A 16,553-nucleotide genomic window follows, 5' to 3' on the forward strand; every position below is an offset into this window, starting at 1 on the left:
CGGTAGCGGATCGTGTCAGCCCAGAAGTGCGTACACCGTGCTCGCACGGGCGGCGATCTCTCCCGAACTCTCATCGCTCATCGCGATGTCCGCGAACGCCATACGGCGGCCCAGCTTCGTCACGACCGCTTCGATCAGGACATCCGAACCGAGCACCGCGCGCTGGAACGACGTCGACTGCTGCACCGTCGTCATCGGCCCGTACGCCCCGCGCGCCGCCGACACGGCGATCACGGTGGCGGTGTCGGCGGCCGCCATCAGCGCCTGCCCCGACAGCGCGCCGCCCTCCCGGGCCAGCCCGTCCGACCAGGGCAGTCGCAGGATCGCGCGCCGGTCCTCCACCGCCTCGACGGACAGACCGAGGGCGAGCACCCAGGGCGCGAAGTTGGCGGAGAGGATCTTGTCGGCTTCGGCGGTCGTCATCGTCATATGGGGGATTGTTCCCGCCGCCGGGGCCTCGGGCGCGCTCCTTGGCCGATTCGGTGTTTCGAGTGGGGCGTGTGCAAACGGAATTGAACGCCCCGTGCGACCCGTGCGTACCAACTGCCAACCAGGCGCCCCGAACAGCCGCCGCTGAGACGGCGGCACAGACCCCGTCCCCCAGGAGGTCGAGAAGTTTGAGTCACAAGCGAATTCCGAAGCGCAAGGCCGCGATAGCCGCGGGCGGCGTGGTGGCGCTCGGAGCGGCCGCGATCCTGCTGCCGAACGCCAACGCGTCACAGGACGGCGCGGCGGACGACGCCACGACCGCCAAGACCCTGAAGGCGGCGGACGCGTCGGATCTCGCCTCGCAGCTCGCGGGACTGCTCGGCGACGCCTTCGCCGGTTCGTACTACGACTCCGAGAGCAAGCAGCTCGTGGTCAACGTCGTCCCCGGCGACAACAACAACGTGATCGTCCAGGCGAAGAGGGCCGGCGCGCAGGTACGCGAGGTCGAGAACAGCCTGACCGAGCTCGCGTCCGGCGCGCAGACCCTGAAGTCCGAGGCGACCATCCCCGGCACGGCCTGGGCGGTCGACCCCAGAACGAACAAGATCCTCGTCACCGCCGACTCCACCGTCACCGGCGACAACTGGGACCAGCTGGAGTCGACCGTCGACGGCCTCGGCTCCGGCATGGCGACCATCAAGAAGTCGGCCGGCACCTTCAAGACGTTCCTCTCCGGCGGCGACGCCATCTTCGCGGGCGGCTCCCGCTGCTCGGCGGGCTTCAACGTCACCGCGGGCGACGGCACGCCGGCGTTCCTGACGGCCGGTCACTGCACGCTCGGCGGCAACGAGTGGTCGGACACCGAGGGCGGTCAGCCGATCGCCACCGTCGACCAGTCCACCTTCCCCGGCGACGGCGACTTCGCCCTCGTCAAGTACGACGACCCGGCGACCCAGGCCCCGAGCGAGGTCAACGTCGGCGACCAGACCGTCCCGATCAGCCAGGCCGCGGACGCCGAGGTCGGCCTCCAGGTCTTCCGGATGGGCAGCACCACCGGACTGAACGACGGTCAGGTCACGGGGCTCGACGCCACCGTGAACTACCCCGAGGGCACCGTCACCGGCCTCATCCAGACCGACGTCTGCGCCGAGCCCGGCGACAGCGGTGGCTCCCTGTTCACCCAGGACGGCCTGGCCATCGGCCTCACCTCGGGCGGCAGCGGTGACTGCACGGTCGGCGGCGAGACCTTCTTCCAGCCGGTGACCACCGCCCTGGAGGCGGTCGGCGCGACCCTCGGCGACGCCGCCGGCGGTGGCGCGGGCGCCGGTGAGGAAGCCGGCGCGGGTGAGGAAGCGGGCGCTGGTGAAGAGGCCGGTGCCGGTGAGGAAGCGGGCGCGGGCGAAGAGGCCGGTGCCGGTGAAGAGGCGGGCGCCGGTGAGGAAGCCGGCGCCGGTCAGGAAGCCGGAGCCGGTGAAGAGGTCGGCAACGGCAACGCCGACGGCACGGGCAACGGCCTCGGCGAGATCGTCGGCAACGGCGTCGGGAACTGACGCCCTGACACCGACACACGGGTCCGAGTGATCCGTAGGAACGAACACGTGGTCCGGCCCTCCGGCGGGAGGGTCGGACCACTCCCGTTCCCGGCCGTCGGCCGTCAGTCCCGCGCCCGCAACAGCAGCAGCGCCACGTCGTCCACCCGCTCCCGCCGCGCCACGCTGTGCTCCACGAGCAGATCGGCCAGCTCGTCCAACGGCCGCTCCCCGGCCTCGTTGAGCACCTGGCCGAGGTCGGCGAGCGCGTCCTCGATGTCGACACCCGGGGACTCGATCAGCCCGTCGGTGTAGAGGACGAGCACACAGCCCGGCGTGAACTCGACCTCCGTCGTCGGATAGGTGGGCGAGCCGTCGATGCCCAGCAGCGGACCGCCCGCGAGGTCGAGCACCCGCACCCGCCCGTCCGGCCGTCTCAGCAGCGGCGGCGGATGCCCGGCGCGAGCCATCACCGCCCTCCCGCGCGCCGGATCGAGCCGTAGATACAGACAGCTGGCGAACAGGTCGGAGCCCAGGTCCAGCAGCAGCCGGTTGGTGCTGCGCATGACGTCCTCGGGCGCCTGACCCACGGTCGTGTACGCCCGCACCGCCGTGCGGATCTGACCCATCAGGCCCGCCGCGGTCACGTTGTGCCCCTGCACGTCCCCGATCACCGCCGCCGTCAGGCCCTGCTCGGTCGGCACCAGGTCGTAGAAGTCGCCGCCGATCTCCATGCCCTGGGTGGCGGGCAGATAGCGCGCGGCCGCCTCGACGCCGGCCAGCGGCGGCAGCGAGTGGGGGAGCAGGGCGGCCTGCAGTCCGTGCGCCAACTGGTGCTTGGCGTCGTAGAGCTGAGCCCGCTCCAGCGCCTGCGCGATCAGCCCGCCGAGGCTGGTGAGAACCGCTCGCTCGTCCGCCGGGAACGGATGCGGCTCGGCGTAGGCGAGGACACAGGTGCCGACCGGCCGCCCCGAGGCGATCAGCGGCAGATACGCCCAGGCCGCGAAGCCGTCGGGCGTCGCGTACCGCACCGGATACAGCCGCTCCAGCTCCTGCCGCGAGTCGAAGAACGCCGGGACCCCGGTCGTCAGGGCATGGGTGCCCGGGGTCTGCTCGGTCAGCGGCAGCCCGTCGAACCGTTCCACGATCTGCGGATCCGGATAGCCGCGGTGGCCCAGCACATGCAGCCGGCCCGCCCGCGACCCCAGGACGACCAGCGCCTGGCTGCCGACGGCCGGGACGATCTCGTCCGCGACCAGCTGCACCACGTCCTGCACCCCGGCCGCCTCGGTGAGCGCGCCGGCCAGGCTCAGCACCTGCGAGATGGTCACCAGCCGCCCCGGCGGATCGTCCGGCCCCGGCCCGCCGCGCCCCATCTCCGCCACCGCGCGGGCCCGGCTGATCCGCACACTCAGACCGGTCGTGCTCGGATACATCCGGAACGACAGCCAGTCCCCGGGCGGGCGCAGCGCCACGAAGGAGGTGGTGTGCTGGCTCATCAGCGCGGCCCGGTAGCGGTCCTCGTACACCGGGTCGTTCAGCCACGGCACCGACGCCCACAGCTGATTGCCGAGCAGCCGGTTGACCGGGACACCGATCAGCTCGGCCGCCGCGGGGTTGGCGAAGCTGATCCGGCCGTGCAGATCGAGCGAGCACAGCCCGTACGGCAGCCGCGACACCATCCGCGCCGCCTCCACCGTGCCGAGCGTGCCGGCGGCGCCGCTGAACGCGGGACCGGCGACCAGATCGGGCTCCGGCAGCGGCGGCCGGCTCTCCGCCATGGCCCGTTCCAGCCGTACGGCGAGCCGTCGGCAGGCGGCGCTCAGATGGTCCCGCTCCCGGTCCGAGAGCTCCGGAGGGTGTGCGCCGGGCCAGGTCACGAAGATCGCGCCGTAGGCGTTCGACTCGGTGGCCACCGGCAGCGCCGCCAGCGCGAACGGGTAGGGCAGGACGACGGCGATCCGCGGATAGCGGGCCGCCATGTCCTCCTCGCCCCCGACCCAGACCAGCCGCCGCTCCCGCACCGCCTCCGCCACCGGGATCGGCGCGCTCAGCCCGACCCGCTCCCACGGCGCGGCGAACGCCCGGGGCAGCCCCGCCATCACCGCCATCTCCAGCACCGGCTCGTCGGCCGCCAGCAGATACACGGCACCGGAGTGCGCGTCCACCTCCTCCATCATCGAGGCCAGCGCCAGCGACAGCAGCGGCCGGCCGACCCGCGTCCGCGCGGCCGCCGGCGCCTGGGTGGACGTCTGCCCGTCGGGCACGCCGACCACCTCCTCCGCGGGGCCGCGCGACAGGTCCCAGGGCTCAAATCTCCCCCCTCGGAGCTGGTCGCGCACGGCGAGGGGCGCATCTTCGGTGCGTTTCGGGCATCGGACTCCCCGTCGCTCCACGGAACGGTCACAGGGGCTGCGCAGGTGTCTCATAAGCGCTGTAATGGCGGACGTGGTCGGTGAGGGCGCTGCGGAACGCGGAACGCGGACCCTGCGTGCCGAAGTCGCCCTCAAGACGGTCGCCGCCGACCCGGACTCGCCGCAGCGGCTGCGCCGGGTGCTGGAACAGGCGCTCGTCTTCAGCGGGGCGACGCTCGCCGCCGTGTACGCGCCCGGCGAGGACCAGGACCTGCTGTGCCTGGTCGAGTCCGCCGGTGTGCCGAGAACCCTCTACGGGCTGCGCGACAGCTACCCGCGCTCCGGCCGGTCCGCCGCGGCCGACGCCCTGCGCACCGGACACCCGGTGTGGCTCGGCCCGGCGGAACTCGCCGCCGGCGCGGAGTCCCGCCGGGCACCCGCCCGGGACTTCTTCGTGGCCGCCCTGCCCACCCACGACGGCGGCGACGGCGGCTGTCTGCTGGCCGTGAGCGAGCGCCGCGGCGGCTTCGACGCCGACGACCGCGTCTGCCTGGAGCTGGTCGCCGACGCCGTCGCCATCCCCACCCGGCCCGCGGCCACGGAAGGGGGCGAGCTGGCGGCAGGCGCGTTCAGCCTCGCCATGGACAGCGGCCGGGTCGAGGTCGGCGACGACATCCTGGCGCTGTTCGGTCTCGGCCCCGACGACTTCGACGGCAAGGTCGAGACCCTGCTGGGCCTGACCGTCCCGGAGGACCTGCCGTCGCTGATGTCCGTCGTCGAGGCCGACCACATGTCGCTCGGCGACCGCGAGCTGGAGTTCCGCGTCCTGCAACCGTCGGGTCCGCCCAAATGGCTCAGACTGCGCGGCCGCCTCCTGCCCGGCGGCGAGGGCCTGCCCGCCCGCCTCGTCGGCACCGTCGCCGACGCCTCCACCCTGCGCGCCGAGGTCACCGACGTGGCCCGCGTCCAGCGCCTGGCCGCCGCCCTCGCCACCGCCGGCACCGTCCGCGACGTCAGCCACGCCGTGGTCACCGCCCTGCGGGGGCCGCTGCGCGCCGACCGCATCGCCCTCGCCGAGCTGGAGAACGACCGCCTCGTCGTCACCGTCCTCGACCCGCCCGAACCCGAGTCCTGGCCGGAGCTGTGGCGCCTGGAGTGGCGCACCGAGTGGCCGGACGCGCCCGTGCGCGCCATGCCCACCCTCGGCGCCGCCCTGCGCGAGGGCCGCGCCCAGATCTGGCCCGCCGGCACCCCGCTGGAACCGGCCCTCGCCGACGTCGGCCCCGGTGGCCTCGCCGTCCTGCCGCTGCCCGCCGGCGGCCGGATGGCCGGCGCCTGTCTGATCGGCTGGGACACCCCGCACGACTTCGGCCCCGACGAACGCGCCCTGCTCACCGCCTCCGCCGGCCTCGCCGGCCAGGCCCTCTCCCGTGCCCACGCCTTCGACGCCGAGCACGAACTCGTCGGCATGCTCCAGCGCCAGCTACTGCCCCGCCGCCTGCCCCGGCTGCCCGGCGCGGAGGCCGTCGCCCGCTATCTGCCGACCACGGCCGGCCTGGAGGTCGGCGGCGACTGGTACGACGTGATCCCGCTGCCCGACAACCACGTCGCCCTCGTCATCGGCGACGTCCAGGGCCACAGCGCGGCCGCCGCCACCCTCATGGGCCAGATGCGCACCGCGCTGCGCGCCTACGCCGCCGAGGGACACCCCCCGGACGTCGTCGTCCACCACGCCAACCGCCTCCTCATGGAGATGGAGACCGATCTCTTCGCCACCTGCTGCTACGTCGACGTCGACCTGGAGGAGGGCACCGCCTGGTGCGTGCGCGCCGGCCACCTCCCGCCCGTGCTGCGGCACCCGGACGGCGGCACCGAGATCGCCGAGGCCGAGGGCGGCCCGCCGCTCGGCGTGCTGCGGCAGGCCGACTTCCCGATGAGCCCGCTCGGCCTCCAGCCCGGCAGCGTGGTCGCCCTCACCACCGACGGCCTCGTCGAGTCCGCCGACGCCGACATCGACACCGGCATGGACCGGCTCGCCGCCGACCTCGCCCGCTCCGACCCCGCCCACCTCGGCCTCGTCGCCGACGCCCTGCTCGTCGGCGCCCGCCGCAGCGACGACATCGCCCTGCTCCTGATGCGCTACGACGGCATGGCCGTACGCCCGCTCCGCGAGAGCTGGACGGTCTGGCGGGTCCCGGAGGCCGTCGGCCACGCCCGCCGCTTCACCCGGCGCACCCTGCGCGCCTGGGGTGTGACACCACCGGACTCGGACGCCGTCCTGCTCGTCGTCTCCGAACTCGTCACCAACGCCCTCGTGCACACCGACGGCCGGGTCCGCCTCGACCTCACCCTCGTCCACCACCGGCTGCGCGTGGCGGTCGCCGACTCCTCGCCCCGCACGCCGGTCAAGCCGGCCAGCATCAGCTGGGAGGCCACCGGCGGCCGCGGCATCCTCCTCGTCGAGGCCATGGCGGCGGAGTGGGGAACGGTCCCGGTCAGTGGCGGAAAACAGGTGTGGAGCGAGATTCCGCTCAGCGAATGAGGCCGGATCTCGTCGCAGGTGAGGCCGCGTTCAGGTGAACGGCAGGCGGCACATCAGGGGCCGACGAGCCAAACCCGCCCGTTCAAATCGGCGGAATCGGGGCTAAGGTGAACCGATGAAGGCTCTCGTGCTGTCCGGCGGCGCCGGTACGCGCTTGAGGCCGATCACGCACACTTCGGCCAAACAGCTCGTGCCCGTCGCGAACAAGGCCGTGCTCTTCTACGGGCTGGAATCCATCGCCGCGGCCGGCATCACCGACGTCGGTGTGATCGTCGGGGACACCGCCGCGGAGATCCAGGACGCCGTCGGCGACGGTTCCAAGTTCGGTCTGGAGATCACCTACATACCGCAGGAACGCCCACTGGGCCTGGCCCACGCCGTGATCGTCGCCCGCGACTTCCTCGGCGACGACGACTTCGTGATGTACCTCGGCGACAACTTCATCGTCGGCGGAATCACCGGCCTGGTCGAGGAGTTCCGCACCCATCGCCCCGACGCCCAGATCCTGCTCACCCGCGTCCAGGACCCCCGCTCCTTCGGCGTCGCCGAACTCGACGACGCGGGCCAGGTCGTCGGCCTGGAGGAGAAGCCCGAGCACCCCAAGAGCGACCTCGCCCTGGTCGGCGTCTACCTGTTCACGCCGGTGATCCATGACGCGGTCCGCGCCATCACCCCGTCCTGGCGCGGCGAGTTGGAGATCACCCACGCCCTCCAGCACCTGATCGACGCCCGCGCCGACGTGCGCTGCACGGTCATCAAGGGCTACTGGAAGGACACCGGGAACGTCGCCGACATGCTGGAGGTCAACCGGACCGTCCTGGAGGGCCTCGCGCGCCGCATCGACGGCGACGTCGACGCCGCCTCGGAGACCGTCGGACGCGTCGTCGTCGAGGAGGGGGCCAGCATCGTCAACTCCCGGATCGTCGGCCCCGCCGTCGTCGGTGCCGGCACCGTCGTCGAGGACTCCTACGTCGGCCCCTTCACCTCCATCGCGGAGAACTGCCGTATCACCGACAGCGAGTTGGAGTTCTCCATCGTGCTGCGGGACTCCTCCATCGACGGGGTGGGCCGCATCGAGTCCTCGCTCATCGGCCGGCACGTCCAGGTCACACCCGCGCCCAGCGTCCCCAGCGCCCACCGACTCGTCCTCGGCGACCACAGCAAGGTGCAGATCCACACATGAACCTCCTCGTCACCGGCGCCGCCGGCTTCATCGGCTCGACCTACGTCCGCACCCTGCTCGCCCGCGACGCGCCGACCGCGCCCGAGGCGCCCCGGATCACGGTGCTGGACAAGCTCACCTACGCCGGCACCCTCGACAACCTCGAACTCGACCACCCCCGGCTTCGGTTCGTGCGCGGCGACATCCGGGACGCCGAACTCGTCGACAAGCTGATGGCCGAGGCCGACCAGGTCGTGCACTTCGCCGCCGAGTCCCACGTGGACCGCTCGATCACCGGCGCCGGCGACTTCGTCCTCACCAACGTCGTCGGCACCCAGACCCTGCTGGACGCGGCCCTGCGCTACCGCGTCGAACCCTTCGTGCACATATCGACCGACGAGGTCTACGGCTCCGTCGTGGCGGGCTCGGCCGTCGAGGAGGACCCCCTGCGCCCCAGCTCGCCGTACTCCGCCTCCAAGGCCTCCGCCGACCTGCTCGCCCTCGCCTACCACCGCACCCACGGCCTCGACGTCCGCGTCACCCGCTGCTCCAACAACTACGGCCCGCACCAGTTCCCGGAGAAGGTCATCCCGTTGTTCATCACCAACCTCCTCGACGGCCGGCAGGTCCCCCTCTACGGCCAGGGCCTCAACGTCCGCGACTGGCTGCACGTCGACGACCACTGCCACGGCGTCGACTTGGTCCGCACCCAGGGCCGCCCCGGCGAGGTCTACAACATCGGCGGCGGCACCGAGTTGAGCAACCGGGACCTCACCGCCCTGCTGCTCAAGGCCTGCGGCGCCGGCCGGGACCGGGTGCGGCACGTCGAGGACCGCAAGGGCCACGACCTGCGCTACTCCGTCGACTGGACCAAGGCCCGCACCGAACTCGGCTACCGCCCCCGCCACGACTTCGCCGTCGGGCTCGCCGCCACCGTCGCCTGGTACCGCGACCACCGCGACTGGTGGGAACCCCTCAAACGGCACGTCGACGGGGAGCGCGGATGAGGTGGCTGGTCACCGGCGCGGGCGGCATGCTCGGGCACGACGTGGTCGAGGAACTCCGTGCCCGTGGTGAGCAGGTGGCCGGCCTCACCCACACCGCCCTCGACGTCACCAGCCCCGACGCCGTCGACCGCGCCTTCGCCGCCTACCGCCCCGAGGTCGTCGTCAACTGCGCCGCGTACACGGCCGTCGACGACGCCGAGCAGGACGAGGCCCGCGCCCTGCGCGTCAACGGCGACGGCCCCGGCCTCCTGGCCCACACCTGCGTCACCTACGAGGCCCGCCTGATCCAGGTCTCCACCGACTACGTCTTCGCCGGCGACGCCGAAGCCCCCTACCCGGAGAACCACCCCCCGGCCCCGCGCACCGCCTACGGCCGCACCAAACTCGCCGGCGAGCGGGCCGTACTGGACGAACTCCCGGGCGCCGGCGTCGTCGTGCGCACCGCCTGGCTCTACGGCGTGCACGGCCGCAGTTTCGTCCGCACCATGATCGGTCTCGAGGGGAGCCGGGACACCGTCGACGTCGTCGACGACCAGCGCGGCCAGCCCACCTGGACCGCCGACGTCGCCGCGACCATCGCCGACCTCGGCCCCCGTGTGGGCGGCGACGCGACCGGCGTCCTCCACGCCACCAACTCCGGCGAGGCGACCTGGTACGGCCTGGCCCGCGAGGTGTTCGCCCTCCTCGGCGCCGACCCCGACCGGGTGCGCCCCGTGACCAGCGACGCCTTCCCCCGGCCCGCGCCGCGTCCCGCGTACAGCGTCCTGGGGCACGGCCGCCGGCAGCGGCTCGGCCTCGCGCCGGCGCGGGACTGGCGCACCGCCCTGCACGAAGCACTGCCCCGGATCCGTAAGGAGGCCCTGCGTGAAACGCCATGAGTTCCTGCGGGAACTGCACAAGGTCAGCGGCAACCGCAACTACCTGGAGATCGGCGTCAACGACGGCCGCAGCCTCAGACTCTCCCGCGTCCCCACCGTCGCCGTGGACCCGGCCTTCAAGGTCGTCACGGAGATCCGCTGCGACGTCCATCTGGTCAAGGCCACGAGCGACGACTTCTTCGCCCGTGACAATCCACTGATCCATCTCAAGGGCGGCCGGCACCCGTTGCGCAATCTGCGGCGGGGGCGCAGTCCGCTCGGGTACTGGCGGCGTACCGTCCTGGACCTGTCGTTCATCGACGGCATGCACCTGTTCGAGTACGCGCTGCGGGACTTCATGAACATCGAGCGGTACTCCGACTGGACCAGTGTGATCGTCTTCGACGACATGCTGCCGCGGGATGTCGACGAGGCGGCTCGGGATCGGCACACGGGGGCGTGGACGGGGGACGTGTACAAGATCGCCGAGATCCTGGGCCGTTATCGCCCTGACCTCGTGACCGTTCCTGTCGACACGCACCCGACGGGGCAGCTCGTGGTGTTCGGCGCCGATCCTCGCAGTACGGTGCTGCGTGAGCGGTACGACGAGATCGTGGCCGAGTATGAGGTGCCCGATCCGCAGAAGGTGCCGGAGACCATCCTGGATCGGGCGGGCGCGGTGGCGCCGGAGGTGTTGCTCGGGGCGGGCTTCTGGCGGTCGCTGGCCCGGGCTCGCAAGGTGGGGATCGGGCGGTCTCGGGGGTGGGAGCCGTTGCGTACGGCCGTGGAAGGTGTCGGCGGTCGCCGTTCGTAGTGCCGGGAAGTGTGGTGGTGCGTCTGCTGCGCCGTTGTGGCTGGTCGCGCAGTTCCCCGCGCCCCTTGGGGGGTTGCCGAGCCCGGCGTCAGGCGGGACCGTTTCGCAGGTGCTCGTAGCGCGCCGCACAGGCCTCGTACGTCGGGAGCAGCCCGGTTTCTCGTGCTTCGGCCAGTGACGGAGCCTGTGCGTCCTTGGGGGACAGTATGGGCGTGATGCGCCTGGGCCAGGCGATGCCCAGCTCCGGGTCCAGCGGGTCCACCCCGTGCTCACGCTCCGGGGCGTAGCCCGTCGAGCACAGGTAGATCACCGTGGCGTCGTCGGTGAGGGCCATGAAGGCGTGGCCGAGGCCCTCGGCGAGGAAGGCGGCGTGGTGGTCGGTGTCGTCCAGGCGCAGGGCCTCCCAGCGGCCGAACGTGGGGGAGCCGACGCGGATGTCGACGACCACGTCGAGGACGGTGCCGCGCACACAGGTGATGTACTTGGCCTGGCCGGGCGGTACGTCCGAGAAGTGCAGGCCGCGCAGGACGCCCCGGCGGGAGACCGAGCAGTTGGCCTGGGCCAGGGTGAGGTCGTAGCCGGTGGCCTCGCGGAACTCCGTGCCGCGGTACCACTCGTGGAAGCTGCCCCGGTCGTCCGGGAAGACCTTGGGCTCCAGCGCCCAGGCTCCTTCTATGCCGAGCGGCCGCATACCGTCACCTCCTTTGGGCCCTGGCGCGCAGGCGGGCCGCCGCCCGCCCCAGAGCCGTGCCGAGCCTGCGCCGCGCCCTGCGGACGAGGCGGCGCAGCGGACTGGGGCCGGGGGTCCGGACCACGTGCGCCCCAGCGGGTCCCACGCGCAGCGCGAACGGCAGCGTGAGGGTGCGCGGCCCCGGGGTGCTCAGCGCCGCCCGCCAGGTCGCACCCCGCAGCTCGCCGAGTGGCAGAACGGCCTCCAGCAGGGCGCCCGACCCGTGCGGGGACAGGGTGGCCGGCACGTCATGTGCGGAGGCGGACGAGGTGAGGCGGAGCGACAGGGAGGTGCCCTCGTCGGGGACGTGCAGGGGGAGCGGCGCGCGGAGCCGGTCGCCCTCGATGGTGACGTCGGCCGGTGCGAGGGCGCCCAGGCCTACGCGGTGGGTCGCGCGGTCGACGTCCAGGGCGAGGTTCGCGTGGGGTGAGGTCCAGTAGGGGAGGACCATGTGGCCCGCGGCCACGGCGGCGTACGGGGTGGGGCGGTCGGCGCGCGGGGCGGGGCCCAGCCGGCACTCCTTGGTCCAGCCGCCCAGCTTGACCCGGACGAAGGTGTCCCACAGGCCGGCGCGGGTGAGGGCGGCGGGATCGACGGCGGCGGTCGCGCGCAGCAGCAGACGGACCCGGCCGTCGTCGCCGGCCGGCACCTCCTCCCGGGTGAACTCCACCCGCTGGAAGTACTGGGCGGCACTGGCGCGCTCGCGCACCAGCAGATCGGCGGTGGCCTTGCCGAACCGGGCCACGGTATCGGCGTCCACCCATGCGACGGCCGCGGCCAGGTCCTCGGGCGGGCCGTCCAATGGCGTACGTGCCGGGCCCGCGGCGAACGTCATCGGCTCACCGGCGACGGCGTACTCGACGGTGAACGCGACCCGCAGCGTGCCGTCCTCCCACGCCACGCGCTCGGGGACGGCCGTGAGGGCGATGCCGGCCTCCCACTCGGCGAAGGCCTCGACGTCGTCGTACCGGTCCGCGGCGATCAGCGCGGCGACGACCTGCTGCGTCGGCTGGAGCCCGGCCGCGACGCCGGGCCCGAAGCGCTCGACGACGACCTGGTGGATCTCCTCGAACAGCTCGCGGCGATAGTCGGCCGGGAGGGCGAGAAGGCGCCGCCCGCGCAGGCGCTCCACCATCTCCACGCGCAGCCAGCGCCGGAACAGCCGGTCCCGCAGCGGGCCCGGCTCGGTGTGGCGCTCGACGACGTCCAGGGCCTCCCGGAGGTTCTTGAAGTAGCCGCCCGGGTCGAAGCGCTGGAACCCGGCGTTCGAGGCGTCGTCGCGGCGGACGTGGTAGTAGCAGACGTAGTCGCTGAGCACCGAGACGTTGCCCGCCCGCAGATACGCCTCCGTGACGAAGACGTGGTCCTCAAGCCGTCGTCTGCCCTCGGGGAAGCGCAGACCGATGTCGTCGAGGAAGGCGCGGCGGAACATCTTGTGCGGGGTGAGACTGTCGATCAGGGGCGCGTCGGCGACGGTGGCGCGGGGGTGGTTGCGGCGGAACAGCTCCACCGGCACCCCGCGGCCCTTGCCGGCCATCTTGCCGACCACGACATCGGCGCCGTTGGCCACGCCGTAGTCGTACATCCGCTCCAGGGCCTCGTCGCCGACGTAGTCGTCGTTGTCCACGAACATCACGTACTCGCCCCGGGCGGCGGCGATGCCCACGTTGCGGGGTTTGCCCGACCAGCCGGAGTTCTCCTGGTGAACGACGCTCACCCGGGGCTCCGCGGCGGCCAGCGCGTCCAGCCGGTCCGATGTGCCGTCGGTGGAACCGTCGTCCACGAAGATCACTTCGTACTCGTCCGGCGGCAGCGACTGCCTCAGCAGTGACGCGATGCAGTCCTCGACATAAACCCCCGGGTTGTACACGGGGACGACCACGCTGACCTTGACCGGCATCGGTCTCCGAGCCCCCTAGGGGTCGCTGGGCGTTTACGTCGGATTACGGCGTTCGTGGCCAAATCCTAACCCTGTCACGCTCTTTGTCCACAGCTCAACGACCGAGGGCACGGGGGCCGGTGCCGGGCGTGGAGGACCGGCCGGAAGATCGCCCACGCCGGTAGCCTGACCGTGTGCGCCTGCTGCTGATGTCCGACACCCACCTGCCCAAGCGCGCCAAGGCGCTGCCCGAGCAGCTGCTCGCCGAACTCCCGCGCGCGGACGTCGTGTTGCACGCCGGGGACTGGGTCGACACGGCCACGCTCGACCTGCTGGAGAGCCGCAGCGCCCGACTGGTCGCGGTGTACGGCAACAACGACGGACCGGATCTGCGCGCCCGGCTTCCCGAGGTGGCGTACGCCGAGCTGGGCGGCCTGCGCTTCGGCGTGGTCCACGAGACCGGGCCCGCCCAGGGCCGCGAGGCGCGCTGTGCAGCCCGCTTTCCCGACCTCGACGTGCTGGTGTTCGGCCACAGCCACATCCCCTGGGACACCACGGCCCCCACCGGCCTGCGCCTGCTCAACCCCGGCTCCCCGACCGACCGCCGCCGACAGCCCCACTGCACCTACCTGACCGCGACCGTGACCGACGGCCGCCTGACGGATGTGGTGCTGCACCGGCTGCCTCCGCGTCACCTCTCTGTGCCTGACGCGCCTTGAGGCGAGCCGCTCGCGCGTTCATCGCCGGGGCGACGTGGCCCGCGCTCCCCGCGGATGGATGGCGCCGGCGGTCGCCGTCAGCGGGGTGCCGCTGCCGCCCCAGCGCAGGGCGACGATCTCGGCGGCGACGGACACGGCGACCTCCTCGGGCGTACGGGCGCCGAGGTCGAGCCCGACGGGGGAGCGCAGCCGGGCCAACTCGCCCTCGCCCAGCCCGGATTCGGCCAGCCGCCGCATGCGCTCGTCGTGGGTGCGGCGGCTGCCCATCGCCCCGATGTACGCCGCCGGGCGGCGCAGCGCCTCTTCGAGGAGTGGGACGTCGAACTTCGGGTCGTGGGTGAGCACGCAGATCACCGTGCGTTCGTCGGTGTCGGTGCCGCTCAGGTAGCGGTGCGGCCAGTCCACGATCACCTCGACGCCCTCCGGGAAGCGTTTCGGCGTGGCGAAGACCGGGCGGGCGTCGCACACCGTGACCCGGTAGCCGAGGAAGTCACCGATGCGGGCGACCGCGGCGGCGTAGTCGATCGCGCCGAACACCAGCATGCGCGGCGGCGGTGCGAAGGAGTGCAGGAAGACGCCGACCGCGTCCTCGCGACGCTCGCCGTGCGGGCCGTAGTGCCTGAGGCCCGTGACGCCGAGGGCGAGTTCGCCGCGCGCGTCGGCGGTCACCGCCACGTCCAGACCCGGGGCACCGAGGGTGCCGCGGACCTGGTCCGGCCATGCGGCGAGCGTAGCCCCGCGCGGCGCGGGCCCGTCGGTCACCGTCGCCACGGTCACCGGCCGGCCCGCCGCCACTGACTCCGCGACCTCGCCGAAGGCGGGGTCCGAACGGGCCGTGACGGGACGCACCAGCAGGGTGATCTCGCCGCCGCAGGTCAGTCCGACCGCGAACGCGTCCTCGTCGCTGTACCCGAAGGTCTCCAGCCGTGCCTCGCCGCTCGCCACCACCTCCCGCGCGAGCTCGAACACGGCCCCCTCGACACAGCCGCCCGACACACTGCCGACGACCTCGTCGTCAGGGCCCACCGCCATCGCCGCCCCCGGGTCGCGCGGGGCGCTGCGGCTGGTGGCGACCACCGTGGCGAGCCCGAACGGCAACCCGGCCCTGTACCAGGGCGCGATCACCGGGAGGATGTCACGCATGGCGGCGGGCACCTCCTCGCCGGCGGTCGGAGCGGCTGCTTCCAGCAGTATCGACCTTGCCACGGCGAAGTTCACATGCGCCGTGCGCCGACGAACCGCGCGCATGAGCCGACCCCTCCTTGGACACGATCTGTCACGGTCCGACTTCCGTCCGGAGTCGGCGACGCGAGGTGAGGAGACATGCATGGACTCGGACAGGCGTCGGTTCCTCGGCAGGTGCTCAGGTGTGGTGGCGGGAGTCGCGGCGCCGTTCGCCCTGCCCCAGCGGGCGGCACCGGCCCCGCGCACCGGTACCGGCACCGGCACCGGCACTGGGACCGGCACCGGTCACGAGCGGTTCATGTGGCTGGCCGTCGAGCAGGCCCGGAGGAACCCCAGATGGCCGTTCGGCGCGGTGATCGTCCACACGCGGACCGGCGAGGTCCTGGCACGCGGGGTCAACACCGGGGACGACAGCCCGCTGCTGCACGGCGAGGTGGTCGCCATGAACGACTACGTCCGCCGGCAGGGCAACCAGGGCTGGGCCGACACCACCCTCTACACGACGGGCGAGCCCTGCTCGATGTGCATGAGCGCGATGGCGTGGGCGGATCTGCGGCGCGTCGTCTGGGCGAGCTCGATCGACGAGATCCGCCGCACCGACGTCATCCAGATCGACCTCACCGCACGGCAGGTGGCCGCCTCCGCGCGCTCCTTCTACACCCCGGAACTGCTCCTCGGCGGCGTACTCGCGGACCACACCAACCACCTCTTCCGCGAGGCCCGACGGCTGCGCGAGAGGTACCCGGAGACGGAAACGGGAACTCCCTCGGCCGAGGCATCCTGACGCCACCGGCACGCGACCGCGGCACGTAGGGTCAACACCGTGACGCGGCAAGGGACTTGGAAGGCGGGGCATGAGGCGTGACGAGCTGATCCGGCCGGTGCCGGAGCTGTTGAAGGAGCACGCCGGGTCGGCGGCGCGACGCATCGCGTACGCCGACTCCTCGCGCGCCGTCACCTACGCCGAGCTGGAGCGCCGCACCCGCGCGCTGGCCGGGTATCTCACCCGGACGGGACTTCGGCGCGGCGACCGCGTGGCGATCTGCCTCGGCAACCGCGTGGAGGCGGTGGAGAGCTGCCTCGCAGTGCTGCGGGCCGGAATGGTCGGCGTCCCGCTCAATCCGCGGTCCTCCGACGCCGAGCTGGCCCACTTCCTCCAGGACAGCGGCGCCGCCCACGTCATCACCGACGCCGCGCACCTCGCACGACTGCGGCGTCTGGGACGGCCGTACGACGACCTGCCCGTGCTGCTCGTCGGGAGCGGCCCGGTACCGGACGCGGGGACCCGGCTGTTCGAGAATGCGGCCGACGGCGACGGCGACGGCGACGGTGGCGGGGGCGGTGGC

General features: G+C 72.8%; 14 protein-coding genes. 9 read left to right on the forward strand and 5 right to left on the reverse strand.

Translation table 11 applies throughout. The features are described from left to right. Positions 1–15: 15 nt before the first annotated feature. Positions 16–429 carry a PaaI family thioesterase gene (locus L0P92_RS21665; RefSeq protein ID WP_234764467.1) on the reverse strand — a complete coding sequence of 138 codons (414 nt, stop codon included), beginning with the start codon at positions 427–429 and terminating at the stop codon, positions 16–18. A 188-nt stretch (positions 430–617) separates the two neighbouring features. Here L0P92_RS21665 and L0P92_RS21670 point away from each other — a divergent pair, with 188 nt between their 5' ends. After that, positions 618–1,979 (forward strand): S1 family peptidase, encoded by a 1,362-nt coding sequence (locus L0P92_RS21670; RefSeq protein WP_234764468.1) that lies wholly within the window; start codon positions 618–620, stop codon positions 1,977–1,979. 104 nt (positions 1,980–2,083) lie between these two features. Here L0P92_RS21670 and L0P92_RS21675 read toward each other — a convergent pair whose 3' ends face one another. After that, complete coding sequence (locus L0P92_RS21675; RefSeq protein WP_234764479.1) at positions 2,084–4,234, reverse strand: SpoIIE family protein phosphatase; 2,151 nt, start codon at positions 4,232–4,234, stop codon at positions 2,084–2,086. Between the two features lie 163 nt (positions 4,235–4,397). Here L0P92_RS21675 and L0P92_RS21680 point away from each other — a divergent pair, with 163 nt between their 5' ends. The 5 genes from L0P92_RS21680 to L0P92_RS21700 all read left to right on the forward strand — a co-directional run bounded on the left by L0P92_RS21680 (position 4,398) and on the right by L0P92_RS21700 (position 10,694). Continuing rightward, positions 4,398–6,854 (forward strand): SpoIIE family protein phosphatase, encoded by a 2,457-nt coding sequence (locus L0P92_RS21680; protein WP_234764469.1) that lies wholly within the window; start codon positions 4,398–4,400, stop codon positions 6,852–6,854. A gap of 115 nt (positions 6,855–6,969) precedes the next feature. Beyond that, positions 6,970–8,037 (forward strand): glucose-1-phosphate thymidylyltransferase, encoded by a 1,068-nt coding sequence (locus L0P92_RS21685; protein ID WP_234764470.1) that lies wholly within the window; start codon positions 6,970–6,972, stop codon positions 8,035–8,037. Continuing rightward, positions 8,034–9,023, forward strand: a complete 990-nt coding sequence (rfbB, locus tag L0P92_RS21690; protein WP_234764471.1) for a dTDP-glucose 4,6-dehydratase — start codon at positions 8,034–8,036, stop codon at positions 9,021–9,023. Before L0P92_RS21685 ends, rfbB begins: the two co-directional genes overlap by 4 nt. Further along, entirely contained in the window at positions 9,020–9,901 is an 882-nt protein-coding gene (rfbD, locus tag L0P92_RS21695; RefSeq protein WP_234764472.1) for a dTDP-4-dehydrorhamnose reductase, read from the forward strand. The genes rfbB and rfbD overlap by 4 nt, the downstream gene beginning before the upstream one ends. Continuing rightward, positions 9,888–10,694, forward strand: coding sequence for a class I SAM-dependent methyltransferase (locus tag L0P92_RS21700; RefSeq protein WP_234764473.1), 807 nt, complete (start codon positions 9,888–9,890; stop codon positions 10,692–10,694). The genes rfbD and L0P92_RS21700 overlap by 14 nt, the downstream gene beginning before the upstream one ends. An 88-nt stretch (positions 10,695–10,782) precedes the next feature. On the opposite strand, the gene rfbC is transcribed toward L0P92_RS21700, so the two are convergent. Continuing rightward, complete coding sequence (rfbC, locus tag L0P92_RS21705) at positions 10,783–11,385, reverse strand: dTDP-4-dehydrorhamnose 3,5-epimerase (protein WP_234764474.1); 603 nt, start codon at positions 11,383–11,385, stop codon at positions 10,783–10,785. A gap of 4 nt (positions 11,386–11,389) precedes the next feature. Continuing rightward, the gene (locus L0P92_RS21710; protein ID WP_234764475.1) at positions 11,390–13,324 is read right to left on the reverse strand and encodes a glycosyltransferase family 2 protein; all 1,935 of its coding nucleotides are present in this window, start codon (positions 13,322–13,324) and stop codon (positions 11,390–11,392) included. 173 nt (positions 13,325–13,497) lie between these two features. Here L0P92_RS21710 and L0P92_RS21715 point away from each other — a divergent pair, with 173 nt between their 5' ends. Next, positions 13,498–14,022 carry a metallophosphoesterase family protein gene (locus L0P92_RS21715; RefSeq protein WP_234764476.1) on the forward strand — a complete coding sequence of 175 codons (525 nt, stop codon included), beginning with the start codon at positions 13,498–13,500 and terminating at the stop codon, positions 14,020–14,022. Positions 14,023–14,040: 18 nt separating this feature from the next. Here the strand turns inward: L0P92_RS21715 and L0P92_RS21720 are convergent, their stop codons facing one another. Then, entirely contained in the window at positions 14,041–15,165 is a 1,125-nt protein-coding gene (locus L0P92_RS21720) for an XdhC family protein (RefSeq protein ID WP_234764480.1), read from the reverse strand. A 184-nt stretch (positions 15,166–15,349) separates the two neighbouring features. Between L0P92_RS21720 and L0P92_RS21725 the strand changes: the two genes are divergently transcribed. Further along, the gene (locus tag L0P92_RS21725) at positions 15,350–15,991 is read left to right on the forward strand and encodes a nucleoside deaminase (protein ID WP_234764477.1); all 642 of its coding nucleotides are present in this window, start codon (positions 15,350–15,352) and stop codon (positions 15,989–15,991) included. 70 nt (positions 15,992–16,061) lie between these two features. Beyond that, the coding region (locus tag L0P92_RS21730; RefSeq protein WP_234764478.1) for an AMP-binding protein at positions 16,062–16,553 on the forward strand (492 nt) is incomplete at its 3' end.

Origin of the sequence: Streptomyces muensis, assembly GCF_021474425.1 — a bacterium.
GTDB classification, from domain to species: Bacteria; Actinomycetota; Actinomycetes; order Streptomycetales; family Streptomycetaceae; genus Streptomyces; species Streptomyces muensis.

Coding starts and splice junctions, on each gene's coding strand:
- L0P92_RS21665 (WP_234764467.1), bottom strand. CDS start 429: ATGACGATGACGACCGCCGAAGCCGACAAGATCCTCTCCGCCAACTTC.
- L0P92_RS21680 (WP_234764469.1), top strand. CDS start 4,398: ATGGCGGACGTGGTCGGTGAGGGCGCTGCGGAACGCGGAACGCGGACC.
- L0P92_RS21685 (WP_234764470.1), top strand. CDS start 6,970: ATGAAGGCTCTCGTGCTGTCCGGCGGCGCCGGTACGCGCTTGAGGCCG.
- rfbB (WP_234764471.1), top strand. CDS start 8,034: ATGAACCTCCTCGTCACCGGCGCCGCCGGCTTCATCGGCTCGACCTAC.
- rfbD (WP_234764472.1), top strand. CDS start 9,020: ATGAGGTGGCTGGTCACCGGCGCGGGCGGCATGCTCGGGCACGACGTG.
- rfbC (WP_234764474.1), bottom strand. CDS start 11,385: ATGCGGCCGCTCGGCATAGAAGGAGCCTGGGCGCTGGAGCCCAAGGTC.
- L0P92_RS21710 (WP_234764475.1), bottom strand. CDS start 13,324: ATGCCGGTCAAGGTCAGCGTGGTCGTCCCCGTGTACAACCCGGGGGTT.
- L0P92_RS21720 (WP_234764480.1), bottom strand. CDS start 15,165: ATGCGTGACATCCTCCCGGTGATCGCGCCCTGGTACAGGGCCGGGTTG.
- L0P92_RS21725 (WP_234764477.1), top strand. CDS start 15,350: ATGGACTCGGACAGGCGTCGGTTCCTCGGCAGGTGCTCAGGTGTGGTG.